Genomic DNA, 18,389 nt, shown 5'->3' with positions numbered 1-18,389 from the left:
CCCCGCCATGACGCGGCGACCGTCCCCTCAGCGCCGCCATTCCCCGCGCGCGCGGATCGCACTCGACGAGATGTCCACCATCGGCACGTTGACGAAGCACCAGCTAGGCGCCGCCATCCGGCCCAGCCCCTGCGCCGCGCGCGGCGGCACCTGCCACGGCGCATAGCGCAGCGCCGCCTTCGACCGCCGCGCCGCCAGCCCGGCGCCGGGTCGGGCGATCACGCCGATCGGCACGTTCTCCATGATCCAGTCCCAGCGGTCCCAGCGGTGGAACCCGGCCAGGTTGTCCGCCCCCATCAGCCACACGAAGCGCACGCCGGGATAGCGCGCCATCAGCCCCGCCAGCGTCTCGGCGGTGTAGCGGGTGCCGATGCGCGCCTCGATATCCGTGACCACGACCCGCGGGTGATCCATCACCGCCCGCGCCGCCGCCATGCGGCGCGCGATCGGCGCCGGCCCCTCGTGTTTCAGCGGATTGCCGGGGCTGACCAGCCACCACACCCCGTCCAGACCGAACCGCTTCAGCGCCTCGCGGGTGATATGCGCGTGACCTGCGTGCGGCGGATCGAAGGATCCGCCGAGCAGGCCGATCGCCTGCCCCGCCCGCGCGATGGGCCAGCCCTGCCGCATGTGCCGCTTTCCTCCCCTGAAAATCGGCGCCCACCCTAACCCGCGCCACATTGCCCTTGTCCAGCTAAATCGCTATCTGTGGCCCCCAACCACCAGTCATGCGAGCAAAGAGGCGGCCAATGGCATCGTATCAATACGTCTATCACATGGATGGAGTCTCCAAGACCTATCCCGGCGGCAAGAAATGCTTCGAGAATATCCGCCTGTCCTTCCTCCCCGGCGTCAAGATCGGTGTCGTCGGCGTCAACGGCGCCGGTAAATCGACGCTGCTGCGCATCATGGCCGGCATCGACAAGGATTTCACCGGCGAGGCCTGGGCGGCCAAGGGCGCCAAGGTCGGCTATCTGCCGCAGGAACCGGAACTCGACCCCACGCTCTCGGTGCGCGGCAACGTCATGCTGGGCGTGGCCGAGAAGAAGGCAAAGCTCGACCGTTTCAACGAGATCGCCATGCAGATCGCCGAGGATTACTCGGACGAACTGATGGAGGAGATGACCACCCTGCAGGACGCCATCGACGCCGACAACCTGTGGGATCTCGACAGCCAGATCGACGTCGCGATGGAGGCGCTGCGCTGCCCGCCCGACGACGCGCCGGTCGAAACCCTCTCCGGCGGCGAGAAACGCCGCGTGGCGCTGTGCAAGCTGCTGCTCGAAGCGCCCGACATGCTGCTGCTGGACGAACCGACCAACCACCTCGACGCCGAGACCATCGCCTGGCTGCAAAAGCACCTGATCGAATACAAGGGCACGATCCTGATCGTCACCCACGACCGCTATTTCCTCGACGACATCACCGGCTGGATCCTCGAACTCGACCGCGGCCGCGGCATCCCCTACGAGGGCAACTATTCCTCCTGGCTGGAGCAGAAGGCGAAGCGCCTGGAGCAGGAGAGCCGCGAGGACAAGTCCCGCCAGAAGGTGCTGGAGCGCGAACTGGAATGGATCCGCGCCGGCGCCAAGGCCCGCCAGGCCAAGTCCAAGGCCCGGATCAACGCCTATGAGGAAATGGCCAGCCAGTCCGAGCGCGAAAAGCTCTCCCGCGCCCAGATCATCATCCCCAACGGCCCGCGCCTCGGCGGCAAGGTGATCGAGGTCGAGAACCTCAAGAAAGCCTATGGCGACCGCCTGCTGGTCGAGGATCTGACCTTCGCCCTGCCGCCCGGCGGCATCGTCGGCGTGATCGGCCCCAACGGCGCCGGCAAATCCACGCTGTTCCGCATGCTGACCGGCCAGGAGCAGCCCGACGAAGGCGCCATCACCTTCGGCGACACGGTGCAGCTGTCCTATGTCGATCAGTCGCGCGACGCGCTCGATCCCAACAAGACCGTGTGGGAGGAGATCTCAGACGGGCTCGACATCGTCCAGCTGGGCGACGCCGAGGTGAACTCCCGCGCCTATTGCTCGTCCTTCAACTTCAAGGGCGGCGACCAGCAGAAGAAGGTGGGTCTGCTGTCGGGCGGTGAGCGCAACCGCGTGCACATGGCGAAATTGCTGCGCGCCGGCGGCAACGTGCTGCTGCTCGACGAACCGACCAACGACCTCGATGTCGAGACCCTTCAGGCCCTCGAAGCGGCGCTTGAGGATTTCGCCGGCTGCGCCGTGATCATCTCGCACGACCGCTTCTTCCTCGACCGTCTGTGCACCCACATCCTGGCCTTCGAGGGCGAGGCCCATGTGGAATGGTTCGAAGGCAACTTCGAGGCATACGAACAGGACAAGATCCGCCGCCTCGGCCCCGACAGCGTCGAGCCGAAGCGGGTGAAGTACAAGAAGTTCACCCGCTAAGCGGCGCCCTGACCGACAAAGGGCCGCGCCCCCCTTTGGGGCGGGCGCGGCCCGGGACGGATTATGTTCACCCGCCGTCCCAAACCGCCCCCTGCGCCATCTTCAAATGCCGCAACTCGGCCTTGCCCAGCTTGCGGTCCTCGCCGGGGCGCGGATGGGAGGCGATCATCGGCGGGGCTCCTTTCCCCGCCAGCCTGCCGCGCAAACGTTAACGCCGCGCGAGGGCATCGCGCGGCGTTATTAGGACTCATGTGCCGGTCACATCACACGGAGGTCGCATGCCCCGATCCGGCGTTAACCGTCATTCGAAGGCGCAGCCGGATTTCGCGCCCAGCTTCTTGAAAATGTTCGCCGCCGGGCAGAACCCGGTGAAGGTCGATTGCAGCAGGTTCAACCCGATGAACACGGTGAACCAGACGAAGTAATGCGAGACGTAGACGGTCAGAACGACGCTCAGCAGGATCATGATGCCGGCGAAGGCCATCACGGCGCGGTCAAGGGTCATGGCAGGGTTCCTACAACTTGGACCGGGCGCACCGCGCGCCCGTTTCCCCTAGAAAATAGATCAAGACCGCCTCACATTCAAGATATTGAATAAAAGAGGGCGCAGCTCACTCCGCCCATTCCCACGGCCGGGTGTATTCGCCCAGCAGATGCGTGACCGCCTCCTCGTTCACATCGCCGGTCCTGACCAGCCGGGCCACCAGCCCGCGCTTCTTGTCCTCGATCACCTCGCCCACGCGCGCGGCGTGCCCAGCCTCGGATAGCGCGGCGTCATAGACCCGGGCGATGGCCAGCTTTCGCAGCGCGGGCTTGAACACCTTTCCCACCGCGGTCTTTGGCAATTCTCCAAGTATTTCAATGTGTTTCGGGACGGCAGCGCGTTCGTGGACATGCACCTTTGCATAATCCATCAGCTCTTCGGCCGTCACCGTCGCGCCCGCCACCAGCTCGACATAGGCGCAGGGCAGTTCGCCCGCGAAACTGTCGGGCTGCCCGATCGCCCCGGCAAAGGCCACTTGCTCATGGCCGGCCAGCGCCTCCTCGATCTCGGCGGGGTCGATGTTGTGACCGCCGCGGATGATCAGGTCCTTGGCCCGGCCGGTAATGTAAAGATAGCCCTCGGCGTCGAGCCGCCCCAGATCGCCCGTGCGCAGGTATCTCCCGTCGGCGAACAGGCCGAGATTCCTGGCCTCCTCGGTATAGGTCGAGCCTTCGAACACGCCGGGGTTCGACACGCAGATCTCGCCGACTTCGTCCACGCCGCATTCGCGGCCGATATTGCCCTCGGCATCGCAATGCAGGATCCGCACGTCGGTATAGGGGAAGGGGATGCCGACGGAGCCGATCTTCTTCTGGCCGTCCGGCGGGTTGCACGACACCAGGCAGGTCGCCTCGGTCAGGCCGTAGCCCTCGACCAGGGTCACGCCGGTGGCCTTCTCGAAACGGTTGTAAAGCTCCACCGGCAGCGGCGCCGACCCGGAAAAGGCGGTCCGCAGGCTGGAGACATCGGCATCCACCGGGCGCTGCATCAGCGCGGCGATGGCGGTGGGCACGGTGATGATAAAGGTCACCTTCCAGCGCTCCACCAGCTTCCAGAAATTGTCGAACACGCCGTCGCCGCGATAGCCCGCGGGCGTGGGAAAGATCACATGCGCCCCGGAGGTCACCATCGCCATCAGGATGACGTGGCAGGCGAAGACGTGGAACAGCGGCAGCGGGCAGATCACGTTGTGATCGGCTTCGAACAGCAGCCTGTCGCCCAGCCAGCCGTTGTAGATCATGCCCGAGTGCTTGTGCTGCGCCACCTTGGGCATGCCGGTTGTGCCCCCGGTGTGGAAATAGGCAGCGACGCGGTCCCGCTGCGCCTCGTCGAATTCCAGCCGGTCCGAGGGGTGCCTGGCCATCTCGGCGTGGAAATCCAGAACGTCGGCATGGTGCGCGCCGTCGTTTCTGGGCCGGATCAGCGGCACGATCCAGCTTTTCGGCGGTCCGAGATAGCGCAACAGGTCGACCTCCAGAACGGTGGTGACATGCGGCGCGTGGTTCACCGCCTCGGCCACCTTCTGGGCGATGTCGGTCTTGGGAAAGCTTTTCAGCGTGACCACCACCTTGGCATTGGTCTCGCGCAGGATGGCGCCGATCTGCTCGGGCTCCAGGAGCGGGTTGATCGGGTTGACGATGCCCGCGGTGGCGCCCGCCAGCAGGGTGATGGCGGTTTCGTTGCAGTTGGGCAGGACATAGGCGATCACGTCACCCTCATGCACGCCGAGGGCTCGGAACATGTTGGCCGCCTGGGTCACCTTGGCGTGGAACGCCCGCCAGGTCAGGGTCTCGGCGCGATCCTTCGGGCCCGAGGTGATCTGGAAGGAGATCGCGTTGCGGTCCCCGTGCCGCCCGGCGGTGCGGCTGAGCACGCCGTAGACGGTGGCCGGCAGGCCGCGCGCCTGCCACGCCATCTCCTGTTCTATGGCATCGCGGTCCGCGATGGATGCGAAACGGCCCATGCTGTGATCTCCCCTCCCCTGTGCCCTTTGCGGGCATCCTCTTGGATTTAGGATGGAAAGAAACGCGCGCCACCGCAAGCCGCCTGCCCCGCCGATACGCAACGTCAGGGCGCGCGCGCCGCCACGTCAGGCGGCGTCGACAGCCCCGTCGGTGAATTGCAGCCGCGCCAGCCGGGCGTAAAGCCCGCCGCCCTTGACCAACTCGTCATGGGTGCCCTCGGCCACGATGCGGCCCTCGTCGAAGACGACGATGCGGTCGGCCTTCTTCACCGTGGCCAGCCGGTGGGCAACGATGAGCGTGGTGCGGTCGGCGGACATCGCCTCGACCGCGTTCTGCACCGCGCGCTCGCTTTCGGCATCCAGCGCCGAGGTCGCCTCGTCCAGCAGCAGCACCGGCGCGTCGCGCAGGATGGCGCGGGCGATGGCGATGCGCTGCTTCTGCCCGCCCGACAGCATCACGCCGCGCTCGCCCACATAGCTGTCGTAGCCCTCGGGCAGCTTGGACAGGAAGTCATGCGCGGCCGCGGCGCGGGCGGCGGCCTCGACCTCGGCGTCGGTGGCGTCGGGCCGGCCGAAGCGGATGTTCTCGCGCGCGGTGTCGGCAAAGATCACCGGATCCTGCGGCACCAGCGCGACCGCACGGCGGAAGGTGTCGCGCGTCATCGCGTTCAGCGCCACGCCGTCCAGGGTGATCTGGCCGCGATCCGGGTCGTAGAAGCGCAGCAGCAACTGGATGATGGTGGACTTGCCCGCCCCCGAGGGGCCGACCAGCGCCACCGTCTCGCCCGGCCGGACCTTCAGGTCGATGCCGTCCAGCGCCGCCGTGTCGGGCCGCGCCGGATAGTGGAAGGTGACGTTCTCGAAGGCGATCCCGCCCTGGACCGGCGCGGGCAGCGGCAGCGGCTGTGCGGGGTCGGTCACGCTGTCGGCGGCGCGCAGCAGCTCGACCAGGCGCTCGGTCGCGCCGGCGGCGCGCTGCAACTCGCCCCAGACCTCGGACAGGGCGCCCACGGCGCCGGCCACCATGACCGAGAAGATGACGAACTGCACCAACTCGCCCACGCTCATCGCGTCTGCGCGCACGTCGCGCGCGCCGATCCACAGCACGCCCACCACGCCGGCGAAGACCAGGAAGATCACGATCACCGTCATAACCGCGCGGGTGCCGATGCGCTTCTTCGCCGAGACGAAGCTCTTCTCGGTAACGTCATGGAAATGCGCGCTGGTCTGGCGCTCGGCGGTGAAGGCCTGCACCGTCTGCACCGACAGCAGCGCCTCGGACGCGCTGCCGGAGGAGGCGGCGATCCAGTCCTGGTTCTCGCGGCTCAGCTTCCGCAGGCGGCGGCCCAGCACGATGATCGGCACCACCACCGCGGGCACCAGCAGCAGAACCAGCGCCGTCAGCTTGGCTGAGGTCAGCAGCATCAGCACCAGCCCGCCGAGGAAGATCAGCATGTTGCGCAGCGCGATGGAGACCGACGAGCCGATCACGCTGAGGATCAGCGTGGTGTCGGTGGTGATCCGGCTGAGCACCTCGCCGGTCATGATCTTTTCGTAGAAGGCCGGGCTCATCCCGATCATGCGGTCGAACACCGCCTTGCGGATGTCGGCCACCACCCGCTCGCCCAGCCGGGTGACAAGGTAGTAGCGCAGCCCCGTGCCCAGCGCGAGCAGCCCCGCGATGCCGAGCGCGGCCAGGAAATACTGATCGAGCAGCCGGGCGGCCTCGGTCTCGAACCCGTCGACGACGCGGCGCACCGCCAGCGGCAGGATCAGCGAGACGGTGGCGGTCAGCACCAGCGCAACCAGCGCACCGGCCATCAGCGCCTTGTAGGGGACGAGGAAGGGCGCAAGCCCCTGCAACGCGCCCACGCGTTTGGATTTTTCCCGCTCTTCGACAACCTGCCCGTTTCTTCGCGCCATGCATGCTCTCCCGTTTGGCCTGTCTTACGGCGTCAGGCACAGGACAACAAGCAGGGCGTTCCGTCGCGGGGAGAGGCTGGAGCGGGTAGCGGGAATCGAACCCGCACCAAGAGCTTGGAAGGCTCGTGTGATACCATTTCACCATACCCGCCAGACAGGGCCGTGGCTATTGCATGGACGCGGCGCGGTCAAGATCGAACTGGCGGTCCGGGCCGCGCGCCCGGCGCCTAGCGCACGACCAGCACCGAACATTTGGAATGGCGCACCACCCGCGCGGCGTTCGGACCCAGAAGGTAATCCTTGAAATCGGGCTTGTGCGCGCCGATCACGATCAGCCCCGCGCCGTCGGTCCTGGCGACATGCAGGATCTCGTCATAGGCGCGCCCGGTGGCCACGATGTGTCGCACCGCCTTGTTCGCCTCGGCCCCGATCGCCTGTTCGACCAGTTCGTTCAGCAGGCGCCTGGTCTCGGCCACGGCCTTGGCGTGGTGTTTGGGGTCGAAATAGCTGCCGGCCACGCTCATGCCATAGTCGGGCACCACGGTGATGACGTCGAGCTGCGCGCCCTCCATCTCGGCCATGCGGGCGGCGGCCTTCAGGACCTCGATGTCCTGCCCCTTGTTGGAGATATCGACGGCACAGAGAACGGGGCCTTTCATGCGGGAACTCCTTTTTCCTGGCGCGCGCGGGCCGATTGCAGATAGGCGATCAGGCCCAGCAGGGCGAGCGCCGGCACAAAGAGGATCTCCTTGGGCAGCTGGTCGGCCGGCGCCTTGACCGATTTCAGCACCACCGGGTCATCCCCGTAGAAGTCGAAGCTGCTGAGTGCCTCGGAAAACGGCGAGCCGAACATCGGCTCGTCCATCTTCACGGCGTCGCCCTCCTCCATCAGCAGCAGCCCGAAACCGTCCAGCCGTTCGGCACCCGCGCCCTCTCCCTCGACCGCCAGAAGCAGCGTCGTCTCCTTGATCTCGCCGGTGTCGAAATCGGGGCCGGAGACCACCACCCGCAGCTCGGCGCCGGGATGGGCCCTGTCCAGCGCCTGTTCCAGCGCGGCCGGCGCAACCCTCTCGAAGGGCGGCTGGATCCGGTCCATGAAGAAATCGGGCCGGAACAGCACGAAGGACACCAGCACCAGCGCCACGCTTTCATAGAGCCGCGAGCGGGTCAGGAACCAGCCCATCGTGCCCGCGGTGAAGACCAGGATCGCGACCGAGGCCACGACCGCCACCAGGATGCCCTGCGCCCAGGTCACGTCGATCAGCAGAAGGTCGGTGTTGAAGATGAACACGAAGGGCAGCGCCACGGTCCGAAGGCTGTAGAAGAAGGCGGTGAAGCCGGTGCGGATCGCATCCCCCCCCGACACCGCGGCGGCGGCGAAGCTCGCCAGCCCCACGGGCGGGGTCACGTCGGCCATGATGCCGAAATAGAACACGAACAAGTGCACCGCGATCAGCGGCACGATCAGCCCGCTCTGCGCGCCCAGTTCCACCACGACGCCGGCCATCAGCGAACTGACGACGATGTAGTTGGCCGTGGTCGGCAGCCCCATGCCCAGGACGAGGCTCAGCAGCCCCACCATGACCAGCATGATGATCAGGTTGCCGCCCGACAGAAACTCCACCAGGTCGGCCATGACCTGCCCGACCCCGGTCAGCGTCACCGTGCCCACGATCACGCCGGCGGTGGCGGTGGCCAGGCCGATGCCGATCATGTTGCGCGCGCCGTCGATCAGGCCCTGCACCAGATCCGCGACACCGGCGCGGAAGGCATCTGCCGTCTCGCTTTGCCCGCGGAACATCGCCTTCAGCGGGCGCTGGGTCAGCAGGATGACGAACAGCAGCGCCGTCGCCCAGAACGCAGACAGACCGGGCGATTTCTGCTCGATCATCAGGAAATAGACCAGCACCACGATGGGCAGCAGGAAATAGAGGCCGGATTTGTAGATCTCGCCCACCACGGGCAGTTCCACGTCCGGCGCATTGGGGTCGTCGGGCTCCAGATCGGCGGTTTGCGCGGCCAGCCACAGCAGCGCCGCATAGGCCGTAAAGATCAGCGCGGCCAGCACCCAGCCCGCGCCCTCGGGGACCAGCGCCACGACCCAGCCCACCGGGAACTTGACGCCGTAGCACAGCGCCGCGAACCCGGCGAAAAAGGCGGCCATGCCGCCGATCGTCTTGCCGAGGCTGACCACCCGGCTGCCGAGCGTGGGCATGTTGCTCTTCACCGCCTCCAGATGGACGATGTATACCAGCGCCATGTAGCTGATCGCGGCGGGCAGGAAGGCGTGCCGGATCACATCGACGTAGGAAATGCCGACATATTCCACCATCAGGAAGGCGGCGGCGCCCATCACCGGCGGCATGATCTGGCCGTTGACCGAACTTGCCACTTCAACCGCGCCGGCCTTTTCGCTGGAAAAGCCCACGCGCTTCATCAGCGGGATGGTGAAGGTGCCGGTGGTGACCACGTTGGCGATGGATGAGCCCGAGATCAGGCCGGTCGCGGCCGAGCCCACGACCGCCGCCTTGGCCGGGCCGCCGCGCAGGTGGCCGAGCGCGCCGAAGGCCATCTTGATGAAATAGTTGCCCGCGCCGGCCTTGTCCAAAAGCGCGCCGAACAGCACGAAGAGAAAGACGAACTTGGTCGAGACGCCCAGCGCGATGCCAAACACCCCCTCGGAGGTGATCCACATGTGGCTCATCGCCTTTTGCAGCGAGGCGCCCTTCCAGCGGATCACCTCGGGCACCCAGCCGGAGGAGCCGAAGAACACATAGGCCAGGAATATCGTGGCGATGATCGCCATGGCCGGCCCCAGCGCACGACGGGCGGCCTCGAACAGCAGGACGAGGCCGGCCAGCGCGAACCATTTGTCCGAGTTGTCGGCCAGCCCCCCGGCATCGACGATCTTCTGGTAGAAGATGTAGCCATACATCGCGATCCCCGCGCCCGCGATGGCCATGACCCAATCCTGCACCGGGATATGATGGCGCGGGCTGGTGCGCAGCGCCGGATAGGCGGTGAAGGCCAGGAAGATCGCGAAGGCGAGGTGGATCTGGCGGCTGTTGTTGATAACATCGCCGGGCAGCACATAGTTGGCGACGGGCGAGGCCAGCACCACCTGGAACAGCGACCAGATGACCGCCACCGCGGCCAGGAACAGGCCGACCTCTCCGGCCGGGCTGCGCGCCCCGGAATCGGATGAGGCCACCAGCTCCTGCAGCTCTTCCTCGCTCAGCGGCGTGCCCTTGTTCTTGTCGTCCACCATTGCGCGCTCTCCCCGGCTGGCCGCGAGACCCGCGGCGTCCTGTTCTCAATACCTCAAAAGGAAAAGGGGCGCATGCGCTGCGCCCCTTCGGTTGCCGGGGCTCAGTCGATCCAGCCCTGTTCCTTGTAGTATTTCGCGGCACCGGGGTGCAGCGGGGCCGACAGGCCGGCGCTGATCATTTCCTTCGGGTCGAGATTGGCGAAGGCCGGGTGCAGCTTCTTGAAGTCCTCGAAATTGTCGAAGACCGATTTGACCACGGTGTAGACCGCCTCTTCGGAGACGTCGGCCGAGGTCACGAAGGTCGCGCCCACGCCGAAGGTGGTCACGTCCGCGTCGTTGCCGCGATACATGCCGCCGGGGATGGTGGCCTTGCGGTAGTAGGAGTTCTCCTCGACCAGCTTGTCGATGGTCGGACCGTTCACGCTGACCAGCACCGAGTCGCAGGCCGTGGTGGCCTCCTGGATCGAGCCCGAGGGATGACCCACGGTATAGACCATCGCGTCGATCTGGTTGTCGCAGAGCGCGGCCGACTGCTCGGCGGCCTTCAGCTCGGTCGCGAGCGCGAAATCGTCGGTGGTCCAACCCTTGGCTTCCAGCAGCACCTCCATCGTGCCGCGCTGGCCCGAGCCGGGGTTGCCGATGTTCACGCGCTTGCCCTTGAGGTCGTCGAAGGTCGTCACGCCGGCATCGGCGCGGGCGACCACGGTGAAGGGCTCGGGATGCACCGAGAACACCGCGCGCAGCCCCTCGAAGGCGCCCTGCTCCTCGAATTTCGAGGTGCCGTGATAGGCGTGATACTGCCAGTCCGACTGGGCGACGCCGAATTCCAGCTCACCGGCGCGGATGGTGTTGATGTTGTAGATCGAGCCGCCGGTCGATTCGACCGAGCAGCGGATGCCGTGCTCCTTGCGGCCCTTGTTCACCAGGCGGCAGATCGCGCCGCCGGTGGGGTAATACACGCCGGTCACGCCGCCGGTGCCGATGGTGATGAACTCCTCGGCCATGGCCGCGGGCGCCATCGCGGTGGCCAGCGCAGCCCCCGCCACGGTGAACTTGAACTTCGAAAACATCACAAACTCCCTTGTTTGATGGTTTGATGTCGTTGCCTGGTTGCTCAACCGTCCCAGACTTCCTCCAGGCGGTGATTTCTCTGCTCGATCTGCGCGATCCGCTCGCGCGCGGCGGGGCCGGCGCGGCTGACCAGCATCCCGACGATGGTCTCGGCCAGAAACAGCGTGGCCACATAGGACGAATAGAAATGCGGGCTGTCGGTGGGCACGACGAAACCGGCCGAGGAGTGGCGCAGGGCCGGGCAGGTGTAGGTGTCGGTGATCACCACGACGTAGACGCCCTGCTCACGCGCCAGTTCGGCGGCGCGGATGGCATTGGTCGAGAACGGCGGCTTGGTGACGATGACCAGCGCGTCGCGCTTGTCGAGCCCCACCAGCGCACCACCGAGCGAGGCCCCCATGCGCCCCGCCATGCGCCAGTTCCCGGAGCAGAAATTCGCCATGTAGGCGAGGTATTCGACGATGCCGGTCGAGCCCAGCGCACCCAGCACCGTCACGGTGCGCGCGCGGTGCAGGCGGTCGACCGCCCGCTCCAGAAGCGCGATGTCCATGTCGTCATGCAGGCGCTGCAGGTTGGTCATGCAGGCCGCCGCATGGGCGTCGAAGAACCCGCGCGGCCCGTCGCCGTGATCCTGCTGCAGCCGCCCGGCCCGGTCGGCGAAGCTGTGCACGCGGCGGCCGATCTTGTCGCGCATCGAATCGCGCAGCTGTTCGAAATCGTCGTAGTCCAGCGCCCGCGCCAGCCGCGAGAAGGTGGCCGGCGCCAGCCCGCTGTCCTGCGCCACGGCGCGCAGGCTGCGGGTGGCGGTATCGACGGGGTGCTCGGCGACGTAATCGGCGGCGAGCCTCAGCTTGGCGCTGAGTTGCTCGTAATTCTCGGCCAGGCGCTGCTCGAATGTTGCCGTCAAACCCCAATGCTCCCCGGTTCGCGATCACAAATCTTGTTTCATTCGTTTCATTTGTTGTCAATGATTGATTCATCTGTTTCATAGTGCCCCGAACTACGGAGTCCGCCATGAGCCACGTCTTCCCCCGCCACACCAAGGCCCCGCCCCCGCTCGCCCTGCGCGGCGAGGGGGTCTACCTCTATGATGCCGACGGAAAGGCCTATCTCGACGGGTCGGGCGGTGCCGCGGTTTCCTGCCTCGGCCATTCCGACGCCGAGGTGATCGCAGCTGTCCGCGGACAGGTGGGCAGGCTGGCCTTCGCCCATACCGGCTTCTTCACCTCAGAGCCGGCAGAGGCGCTGGCCGACCGGCTGATCGCGCATGCGCCCGAGGGGATCGAGAGGGTCTATTTCGTCTCCGGCGGGTCCGAGGCGGTGGAGGCCGCGCTGAAACTCGCCCGGCAGTATTTCATTGAGGTCGGCCAGCCCCAGCGTCGCCACTTCATCGCGCGCCGCCAGAGCTATCACGGCAACACGCTGGGCGCGCTGGCGACGGGCGGCAACGAATGGCGCCGCGAGCCCTTCGCGCCGTTGATGATCGAAACCTCGCATATCGCGCCCTGCTACGAATACCGTGGCCGCCAAGCGGGCGAGAGCGCCGAGGACTACGGCCTGCGCGTCGCCGATGAGCTGGAGGCCGAACTGCACCGGCTCGGCCCCGACACGGTGATCGCCTTCGTGGCCGAGCCGGTGGTGGGCGCCACGGCCGGCGCGATGCCGGCGGTGCCGGGCTATTTCAAGCGCGTGCGCGAGATCTGCGACCGCCACGGCATCCTGCTGATCCTCGACGAGGTGATGTGCGGCATGGGCCGCACCGGCAGCTTCTTCGCCAGCGAGCAGGAGGGCATCAGCCCCGACATCGTGACCATCGCCAAGGGACTGGGCGCGGGCTATCAGCCGATCGGGGCGATGCTGTGCTCGGGCCGGATCTATGACGCAATCGAGGGCGGCAGCGGCTTCTTCCAGCACGGCCACACCTATATCGGCCACCCCACCGCCTGCGCGGCCGCCGACGTGGTGGTGACGAAACTGACCGACGGCGGGCTGACCGAGCGCGCCCGCGTCATGGGCGACAGGCTGGAGGCGGCACTGAAGGATGCCTTCGGCCAGCACCCCCATATCGGCGACATCCGCGGCCGCGGACTGTTCCGCGGGCTGGAGATCGTCGCGGATCGCGAGACGAAACGTCCCTTCGCACCCGAGCGCGCGGTGCACAAGGCGGTGAAGAAAAAGGCGTTCGAGAACGGACTGATCTGCTATCCGATGGGCGGCACCATCGACGGGCGGTTGGGCGACCACGTTCTGCTGGCCCCGCCCTTCATCCTGGAGGACGCCCATATCGACGAGCTGGTCGGCAAGCTGTCGGCCACCTTCGACGCGGTGCTGTGATGCGGGCCCTGCCCCCTCTGATGGTCGCGCCCAACGGCGCCAACCGCACCAAGGCCGACCACCCGGCCCTGCCCGTGACGCTGGACGAGATCGTCGCCACCGCCCGTGCCTGTCGCGACGCCGGCGCCGACGGGCTGCACCTGCATCTGCGCGACGCGGAACAGCGTCATCTGCTCGATGCCGGGCGCTACCGCGAGGCGCTGGCCGAGCTGCGCCGGGCGGTGCCCGGCATGGCGCTCCAGGTCACGACCGAGGCGAACGGGATCTACGCCGCGCCGCACCAGCGCCAGGTGGCGCTGGAGGCGGGGGCGGACATGGTCTCCGCTGCGCTGCGCGAGATCCTGCGCGACACGCCGACCGAGGAGGCCGCGGCCTTTTACCGGACCTGCGCCGGACGCGGCATCGCGATGCAGCACATCCTCTATGACGCGGTTGAGATCGACCTCCTGCACCGGACCCTGCCCGAAGACCTGTTCGCCGATCCGGGGTTGCAGCTGCTCTTCGTCCTCGGCCGCTACACGCCCGGCCAGACCAGCACGCCCGATACGCTGGCACCGTTCCTTGACGGGCTGAAACGCCACGGCATCGCGCCTGACTGGGCGGTCTGCGCCTTCGGCCAGGGCGAAACCGCCTGCCTGCGCGCGGCGCATGAGGCCGGCGGCAAGCTGCGCGTGGGGTTCGAGAATTCGCTGGTCAACGAGGACGGCCAGATCGCCCGCGACAACGCCGAGCGCGTGATGCGCCTTCGCGCGGCCCTGAAGCTGCCCGAGCCCGCCTGAGCCCGAGCCCGCTCAACCCGCCCGGAACGAATAATACTTGTGCCCGAAATAGCTGGTCACAGCGGTGACCGACACGCCGGTGACATGCGCGATGTCATGGGCGTGCCAAGCGAAGCCCATGCCGGGAAACACGATCCGCGCCAGCCCGACGCTGATGCTCCAGACGATCAGCAGCGAGAACATGTTGACGATGGCGAAGCGCACCGCCTCCTGCCGGACACTGTGGCCGCTCGGCTGAAACACGAACAGCTTGCTGAGCACATAGGCCACCACCATGCCGATCAGATGCGCGATCACCACCGCCACCTCGAACAGCATGACGAAATCCAGCAGGTAGCGGCTGACGATATTCACCAGCGCCGCCGTGCCCCCGGCCATCAGGAAACGGAAGAACTGCACCCGTGATCCCCCGTTCTCAGACCATCTGCTCGACCAGCACCGCGGCCAGGATGACCAGCAGCGACGCCCGGCTGATCCCGTCCTTCAGGGCGAAATAGACCGGGTCGTCGTCGATCGCGCCGCGGTTCACCAGGATCCAGAACCGCCCCATCCAGAACATCAGCGTCGTGCTGATGACGAAGGCCACCACCGTGCTCTCGACGATCGAATCCTCGGACAGCAGCGCGTAAATCATGGTGATCAGCGGCGAGATCATGCCCACGGTCATGCCCAGACCCAGCACCACCGGGAAATCCCGGCCGCAATAGCCCCGGCCCGAAAGGGCCTCCAGATGGCGCTCCACCTCGCCCGACCATTTGTGCTCCAGTTCGATGCAGCGCTTGCCCAGCGCGAGGCTGAGGAAGAAGGTGGCGACGGCGGTGAAGAACCACGCGTTGGTGGTCGCGCCCGTGACCAGCACGCCGATCAGCACGCGCAGGCAGAACAGGAAGGCCAGCACGAAGGCATCCAGCACCACCACGCGCTTGAACATGAAGGAATAGCCCATCGAGACCGCCGCGTAGAACAGCAGCACCACGGTCAGGACCGGCCCCACCACCAGGCTCATGCCCAGCCCGGTCAGCGACAGGCCGATGATGGACAGCAGCCCCTGCTTTACCGTCAGCGCCCCGGCGGCGAAGGGCCGCTTGCGCTTGATCGGGTGCAGCCGGTCGTCCTGGAGGTCCAGCAGGTCGTTCAGCAGGTAGGTGGAACTGACCACCAGTCCCAGCGACACGAAGGCCAGCACCAGGTTCAGCGCCCATTCCCAGGAGAAGCCCGACAGGCTCAGCAGCGGCACCAGGAAGATCAGCCCGTTCTTGGCCCATTGATGCAGGCGCATCTCCTGCAGCAGCGGCCCGAGGAAGGGCCGGCGCGGGCTCAGCGTCTCGATCTCGATGCCGCGCGCCTGCGCCGCCTGCACCGTGCGCGGATCGGCATTCACCGCATAGGCTCGGCGCGCTGCCTGCCAGACCGGCAGGTCGTCGCGGCTATCGCCGACATAGTCGAACCCCTCGGGGAAGGTCTGCCGCAGATAGGCGGCCTTGTATTCGGCGGTCAGGTTGCGCTCCGCTGTGCTGCCGGCGGCGCATTCGAAGCCGCTGAGCCGGATCGAGACGCTCTCGACCACCGCCTGCGGCGCGCCCGAGACCAGCGCCTTGCGCCGCGCCTCGCGGAACAGGCCGGAGTCCAGAAACCCCTCGTCCAGCGGCAGCTGCGCGGTGTCCAGCCGGGCGCCCACCGCCTCGGCCAGCCGCGCCTTGAGGTGGCCCCTGCCCCGGCGCAGCCAGCGCAGGATGGTCAGCCATCCCGTCACCGGATGCGCCTTGAGATAGAGCAGGATCAACTCATAGGTCGTGTCGGCCGGCGTGACGGTCCCGTCCAGATCACAGACGAGCGGGATGTCGGAGGAGTGGTCGGATGCGTCCACGGAAGGGATTCTCACAACTCGGTTTCGGTCAATGACGCAGCCGCCCGGGCCGCGCTGTTCCGACCATAGCAGGCGATGCCTTCTGCCTGCCAGCCGCAAAAATCCGCCGATTTCAGGGCACCTCGCGGCCCCGAACGGGCCATTTTCGGCGAAGCCTTGCCAAACCGGCCCGAATGCTGGGCGGGTTGCCGCCGACCGCGCCGGGGGGCGCGTTGACAGGTTCCGCAAGGGCAAGGGATAGCTGTGGGACAGGAAAAACAATCCGAATTGAAAAGAAGAGCCATATGATCAAGAACCTCAGAGCAGTCTGGGTGGCCGCCCTTTTTGGTGCGCTGCTCCCCCAGCAGCTGCATGCCTCCGCCAGCGCCCTTTCCCCCAACCAGTGCTCCGCCGACCTTGCCAGCCGCATCCCCGCGCGCAAGAGCGAGGCCCCCGCAGGCAGCGATTTCGTGAACGAGATCATGAAACTGCGCGGCCCGGCGCGCGATGCTGCCGTCGCCGAGGAGGTCGCATCCGGCAACGTGCCCGACTTCCTGCGCCACCTGACCCCGGTGAAGCTGTCCGGCAAGACCGCCAGCGGCGAGGATCTCGACATCGTCATCTGCGTCACCCCCGATTACCTCGCCGTGGGCCGCGACAGCGATTATGTGCGCGTCCCGATGGGGCTGCCCACCGCCGCCGCGCTGGCCGAAAGCTTCGGCTTCATCCTGCCGACCACGGCGATGGTCGACGCGATCTACCAGCAGGCGGTGGTGCACCTCGCGCCCGCGCCGATGACCCCCGGCGCGCAGATGGAATCCACCGATTACTTCTGGCGCCACAACCAGACCGTCGAGGCCCAGCGCGCCAAGACCGGCAAGGACCGCGCGGCGCTGACCGCCGGGCAGAAGAAGGACATCGTGCTGACCACCCGCCTGCGCAGCAAGCTGGGCCGGGTCGCCATCTACGGCTGGCACCGCCCCGGCGGAAAGCCGATCCAGCCGCTGAGCACCGTGCACGGCGAAAGCTATGCCGATTACAGCCACGGCGTGCGGCTGGTCAGCGGAACCGCCTTCGTCAACGGCGAAGAGCGCCCGCTGACCCAGCTCCTGCAGGATCCGCAGATTGCCGGCGTGCTCAGCCGCGAAGGCCCGATCAGCCAGCCCGAGCGCCTGCTCGCCTCGCTGCGCTGACGCCCTTCAAGACGGAAATGGCCGGCCCTGCAACGGGCCGGCCATTTCGTTTCAGCGGCCCCCGGCTCAGTCCACCGTCTTGCAGCAGCGGAAGCCGAGGTGGTAGTTCGAATGGCTGCCCGGGCTCATCACCCTGCTGCCATGCCAGTAGGGCGCGCGCCAGCGGCACCAGTCGGGATGGGCGCGGTATTTGTCCCAGATGAACCAGCTGCCCTTCATCTCGGTCACGCCCAGGGTCTTCGAGCCGTTGCTCGCCATCTCGCTGGGCTTCATCGGCAGGTTCATGTGCTCGGCCGCGTTGCCGTGCTGATCATAGACCCCCAGCTTGCTGACACAGCCCGGAAAGGCGCCGGTCGGATAGGTGTTGGTGCCGCAGCCGTTCCAGCCCCCGCCGTTGCAGCCGGGGCTTTTCGTGCTGTCGGCGGCGCAAACGCCGCGCTGGTATTCCGGCCCGTAGGCCCAGCTTTTCGTCGCCGCGTATTTCGAATTGTGGATGTTTCGCATCGCCGCGACCGAGCCCGCGCCGAAGGGATAGTCGGGCGGCTCCAGCGCGCCGGCGCAGGCGCCCTCCCATTCATGCGCGTCGCAAAGCCGCTTGCCCATCGCCGAACATATCTCAGCGGCCTCCACGGCCTTCACCCAGGTCACCGGATAGGTGCAGGGGATGTCGGGAAACTCGAACTGGTCGATGCAGGCCTTGGCATCCTCGGGCTTCTCGGTGCGCGGATCGTAGAGCGGCGCCATGTACTTGCCGCCGCAGATCTTTTCGAACTGGCGATTGGCGTAACCCTTGCCACCCTGCGGCGCGCGGGCCTGGCATTCCTCGACGCTCATCGGGTGGCGCACTATCGCCGGATTGCCCTGTCCGATATAGCCCGAGCGGCGAAAGATCGCCTCGACATCGGCCTTCTGCTTCGGCGTCAGGTTGTGCACCTCGGCCAACTGGTCCAGCAGGATGCGGTTGTTCTGCTCGAACTGGGTCTCGGCCCGGGCGGCGGGCGCCAGGGCCAGGACCGCCGCCGCCAGCGCGGCAAATCTGAAAGCTCTCATT

15 protein-coding genes and 1 tRNA gene are annotated in these 18,389 nt (G+C 66.9%); 4 read left to right on the top strand and 12 right to left on the bottom strand.

The features are described 5' to 3' along the window. Window positions 1-27: 27 nt before the first annotated feature. Entirely contained in the window at window positions 28-630 is a 603-nt protein-coding gene (locus tag KCI33_RS10580) for a nicotinate-nucleotide adenylyltransferase (protein WP_212524758.1), read from the bottom strand. A gap of 119 nt (window positions 631-749) precedes the next feature. Here KCI33_RS10580 and ettA point away from each other — a divergent pair, with 119 nt between their 5' ends. Further along, window positions 750-2,417 carry an energy-dependent translational throttle protein EttA gene (gene ettA / locus KCI33_RS10575; RefSeq protein WP_212524757.1) on the top strand — a complete coding sequence of 556 codons (1,668 nt, stop codon included), beginning with the start codon at window positions 750-752 and terminating at the stop codon, window positions 2,415-2,417. A gap of 301 nt (window positions 2,418-2,718) precedes the next feature. On the opposite strand, the gene KCI33_RS10570 is transcribed toward ettA, so the two are convergent. The 8 genes from KCI33_RS10570 to KCI33_RS10535 form a co-directional block, all read right to left on the bottom strand. Then, a complete protein-coding gene (locus KCI33_RS10570; RefSeq protein ID WP_212524756.1) occupies window positions 2,719-2,922 on the bottom strand; it encodes a DUF2892 domain-containing protein in 204 nt (67 codons plus the stop codon). Between the two features lie 106 nt (window positions 2,923-3,028). Then, complete coding sequence (locus KCI33_RS10565) at window positions 3,029-4,924, bottom strand: acyl-CoA synthetase (RefSeq protein ID WP_212524755.1); 1,896 nt, start codon at window positions 4,922-4,924, stop codon at window positions 3,029-3,031. 126 nt (window positions 4,925-5,050) lie between these two features. After that, window positions 5,051-6,847: an ABC transporter transmembrane domain-containing protein gene (locus tag KCI33_RS10560; protein ID WP_212524754.1), complete on the bottom strand. Its 1,797-nt coding sequence runs from the start codon at window positions 6,845-6,847 to the stop codon at window positions 5,051-5,053. A 77-nt stretch (window positions 6,848-6,924) separates the two neighbouring features. After that, window positions 6,925-6,998 (bottom strand) — tRNA-Gly (locus KCI33_RS10555). Window positions 6,999-7,074: 76 nt separating this feature from the next. After that, window positions 7,075-7,506: a universal stress protein gene (locus KCI33_RS10550; RefSeq protein WP_212524753.1), complete on the bottom strand. Its 432-nt coding sequence runs from the start codon at window positions 7,504-7,506 to the stop codon at window positions 7,075-7,077. Next, window positions 7,503-10,115, bottom strand: a complete 2,613-nt coding sequence (locus KCI33_RS10545) for a TRAP transporter permease (RefSeq protein ID WP_212524752.1) — start codon at window positions 10,113-10,115, stop codon at window positions 7,503-7,505. The genes KCI33_RS10550 and KCI33_RS10545 overlap by 4 nt, the downstream gene beginning before the upstream one ends. A 101-nt stretch (window positions 10,116-10,216) precedes the next feature. Next, the gene (locus KCI33_RS10540) at window positions 10,217-11,185 is read right to left on the bottom strand and encodes a TAXI family TRAP transporter solute-binding subunit (protein WP_212524751.1); all 969 of its coding nucleotides are present in this window, start codon (window positions 11,183-11,185) and stop codon (window positions 10,217-10,219) included. 44 nt (window positions 11,186-11,229) lie between these two features. After that, a complete protein-coding gene (locus KCI33_RS10535) occupies window positions 11,230-12,093 on the bottom strand; it encodes a MurR/RpiR family transcriptional regulator (RefSeq protein ID WP_249139020.1) in 864 nt (287 codons plus the stop codon). Between the two features lie 107 nt (window positions 12,094-12,200). On the opposite strand from KCI33_RS10535, the gene KCI33_RS10530 reads away from it, so the two are divergent. Together KCI33_RS10530 and KCI33_RS10525 are read left to right on the top strand one after the other, a co-directional pair. Further along, complete coding sequence (locus KCI33_RS10530) at window positions 12,201-13,520, top strand: aspartate aminotransferase family protein (protein ID WP_212524750.1); 1,320 nt, start codon at window positions 12,201-12,203, stop codon at window positions 13,518-13,520. Beyond that, entirely contained in the window at window positions 13,520-14,299 is a 780-nt protein-coding gene (locus tag KCI33_RS10525; protein WP_212524749.1) for a 3-keto-5-aminohexanoate cleavage protein, read from the top strand. Before KCI33_RS10530 ends, KCI33_RS10525 begins: the two co-directional genes overlap by 1 nt. Window positions 14,300-14,311: 12 nt before the next feature. Here the strand turns inward: KCI33_RS10525 and KCI33_RS10520 are convergent, their stop codons facing one another. Both KCI33_RS10520 and KCI33_RS10515 read right to left on the bottom strand, forming a co-directional pair. Beyond that, a complete protein-coding gene (locus KCI33_RS10520; RefSeq protein WP_212524748.1) occupies window positions 14,312-14,698 on the bottom strand; it encodes a GtrA family protein in 387 nt (128 codons plus the stop codon). Between the two features lie 16 nt (window positions 14,699-14,714). Beyond that, complete coding sequence (locus KCI33_RS10515) at window positions 14,715-16,166, bottom strand: UbiA family prenyltransferase (protein ID WP_212524747.1); 1,452 nt, start codon at window positions 16,164-16,166, stop codon at window positions 14,715-14,717. Window positions 16,167-16,450: 284 nt separating this feature from the next. On the opposite strand from KCI33_RS10515, the gene KCI33_RS10510 reads away from it, so the two are divergent. Continuing rightward, entirely contained in the window at window positions 16,451-17,338 is an 888-nt protein-coding gene (locus tag KCI33_RS10510) for a hypothetical protein (protein WP_212524746.1), read from the top strand. 66 nt (window positions 17,339-17,404) lie between these two features. Here KCI33_RS10510 and KCI33_RS10505 read toward each other — a convergent pair whose 3' ends face one another. Further along, the gene (locus tag KCI33_RS10505; RefSeq protein WP_212524745.1) at window positions 17,405-18,388 is read right to left on the bottom strand and encodes an SUMF1/EgtB/PvdO family nonheme iron enzyme; all 984 of its coding nucleotides are present in this window, start codon (window positions 18,386-18,388) and stop codon (window positions 17,405-17,407) included. Between the last annotated feature and the right edge of the window lies 1 nt (window position 18,389).

This window comes from Actibacterium sp. MT2.3-13A, from assembly GCF_018139985.1.
Classification (GTDB): Bacteria; Pseudomonadota; Alphaproteobacteria; order Rhodobacterales; family Rhodobacteraceae; genus JAGSOU01.
Note: the sequence above shows the minus strand (reverse complement) of the source record. Positions and strands in the feature narration are given on the sequence as shown.

What these genes read in the sequence shown, in the direction of transcription:
- KCI33_RS10580 (WP_212524758.1), bottom strand. Translation starts at nt 630, where the DNA reads ATGCGGCAGGGCTGGCCCATCGCGCGGGCGGGGCAGGCGATCGGCCTG.
- ettA (WP_212524757.1), top strand. Translation starts at nt 750, where the DNA reads ATGGCATCGTATCAATACGTCTATCACATGGATGGAGTCTCCAAGACC.
- KCI33_RS10570 (WP_212524756.1), bottom strand. Translation starts at nt 2,922, where the DNA reads ATGACCCTTGACCGCGCCGTGATGGCCTTCGCCGGCATCATGATCCTG.
- KCI33_RS10565 (WP_212524755.1), bottom strand. Translation starts at nt 4,924, where the DNA reads ATGGGCCGTTTCGCATCCATCGCGGACCGCGATGCCATAGAACAGGAG.
- KCI33_RS10560 (WP_212524754.1), bottom strand. Translation starts at nt 6,847, where the DNA reads ATGGCGCGAAGAAACGGGCAGGTTGTCGAAGAGCGGGAAAAATCCAAA.
- KCI33_RS10550 (WP_212524753.1), bottom strand. Translation starts at nt 7,506, where the DNA reads ATGAAAGGCCCCGTTCTCTGTGCCGTCGATATCTCCAACAAGGGGCAG.
- KCI33_RS10545 (WP_212524752.1), bottom strand. Translation starts at nt 10,115, where the DNA reads ATGGTGGACGACAAGAACAAGGGCACGCCGCTGAGCGAGGAAGAGCTG.
- KCI33_RS10540 (WP_212524751.1), bottom strand. Translation starts at nt 11,185, where the DNA reads ATGTTTTCGAAGTTCAAGTTCACCGTGGCGGGGGCTGCGCTGGCCACC.
- KCI33_RS10530 (WP_212524750.1), top strand. Translation starts at nt 12,201, where the DNA reads ATGAGCCACGTCTTCCCCCGCCACACCAAGGCCCCGCCCCCGCTCGCC.
- KCI33_RS10525 (WP_212524749.1), top strand. Translation starts at nt 13,520, where the DNA reads ATGCGGGCCCTGCCCCCTCTGATGGTCGCGCCCAACGGCGCCAACCGC.
- KCI33_RS10510 (WP_212524746.1), top strand. Translation starts at nt 16,451, where the DNA reads ATGATCAAGAACCTCAGAGCAGTCTGGGTGGCCGCCCTTTTTGGTGCG.
- KCI33_RS10505 (WP_212524745.1), bottom strand. Translation starts at nt 18,388, where the DNA reads ATGAGAGCTTTCAGATTTGCCGCGCTGGCGGCGGCGGTCCTGGCCCTG.